We start from the raw sequence: 1,105 nt of genomic DNA on the forward strand, positions 1-1,105 counted from the left end.
TCTTGATCCCGAACGCGCCGAGGCGGGCGAGGCCGACGAGGTAGTCGTCGGGGATGCGGTCCTCGCGCTCGATCAGCCCGCCGTCCAGGGTCCGGCAGTAGGCGGCGAGCTCACCGAGGAACACCTCGGCGCGCTCGGCGTCGGCCGGGTCCGGTTCGGGGTGCGGATGGACCAGGGCGAGGTCGAAGGAGCCGAGGTAGAGCCCCTTGGCGAAGCTCGGCCGCTCCCAGCGGGTCTCGCGGGCCTCCTCCGCGACCTGACGGGCGGCGTGCGCCTCAGGTCCGGGTGCGGTCGTGGTCGGTGCTGTCTGCGCGCTCATCACGAGACCCCTCGCCGAGCCTGCGCGGGACAGGCCCACACGTCGATGCTACTCATCGGTAACGCGCTGCGACAGGGGATCGGGGCTCGGGACGAGGCGCCCACCGGGGGTGCTGCAGGGCCGTGCTGGACCGGGGGTGGCTCTCTGCGTCCCAGACCGAGCGAGGCGCTAGGCCCTCAGACCGTCTCGGCCCGGAAGGCGCCGTCGTCGTCGTGGTGGACGGCCCACGTGCGCACGTCCTTGCCGTCGGGCGGCGTCTTCTCGTGGAAGCGCAGGGTGCCGTCGACCATGCACCCCTCACCCATGAGGACGTGGCGGCCGGTGGAGCCCTCGACGACGAGCTGCGTCGTGCCGTCGAAGTCCCCCAGGCCCGTGGGCTCGTGCCCGTCCACCTCGAGCACGGCGTAGGGCACGCCCGAGATGATCATCTCTGGAGTCCAGCTCGTCATGGGGCTTCCCGTCCGGGTGGCGGCGGTGTGCCGCGGTACCTGCAGGGGTCCGGAGGACGGCTGCAGACCCAGTATGCGCGCCCCCGGCGCAGCCGCACGGCCCGGCCGCCCGACCCTGATTGCCCTGGTTTCGACCGGGGAAAAGACTAGGCACCTGTGACCGGTCACAGGTACGGTGAGGCTCCGCCGGGTCGTTCCTCCCCGGCCTTCGTCGGCAGGGGACTGTGCACGGTCACAGAAGACCGTCCCAGCGCTCGTCGCGAGGGCGGCCCGCGCTCACCGACGACGGAGTTGGAGCTCATGAGGTCATCCACCGACCCCCACCGCCCCCGCCGCA

General features: G+C 72.2%; 1 protein-coding gene and 1 pseudogene. Both read right to left on the reverse strand.

The window, feature by feature from the left end; translation table 11 throughout:
• Window positions 1–319 (reverse strand): annotated as a pseudogene (locus N866_RS14320) (acyl-CoA dehydrogenase family protein); the annotation flags it as partial.
• A 176-nt stretch (window positions 320–495) separates the two neighbouring features.
• The gene (locus N866_RS14325; RefSeq protein WP_155855390.1) at window positions 496–768 is read right to left on the reverse strand and encodes a hypothetical protein; all 273 of its coding nucleotides are present in this window, start codon (window positions 766–768) and stop codon (window positions 496–498) included.
• Window positions 769–1,105: the final 337 nt, after the last annotated feature.

Source organism: Actinotalea ferrariae CF5-4 (assembly GCF_000603945.1).
Classification (GTDB): Bacteria; Actinomycetota; Actinomycetes; order Actinomycetales; family Cellulomonadaceae; genus Actinotalea; species Actinotalea ferrariae.

Excerpts from the sequence above, each read along its gene's own strand:
- N866_RS14325 (WP_155855390.1), bottom strand. The coding sequence starts at position 768 with ATGACGAGCTGGACTCCAGAGATGATCATCTCGGGCGTGCCCTACGCC.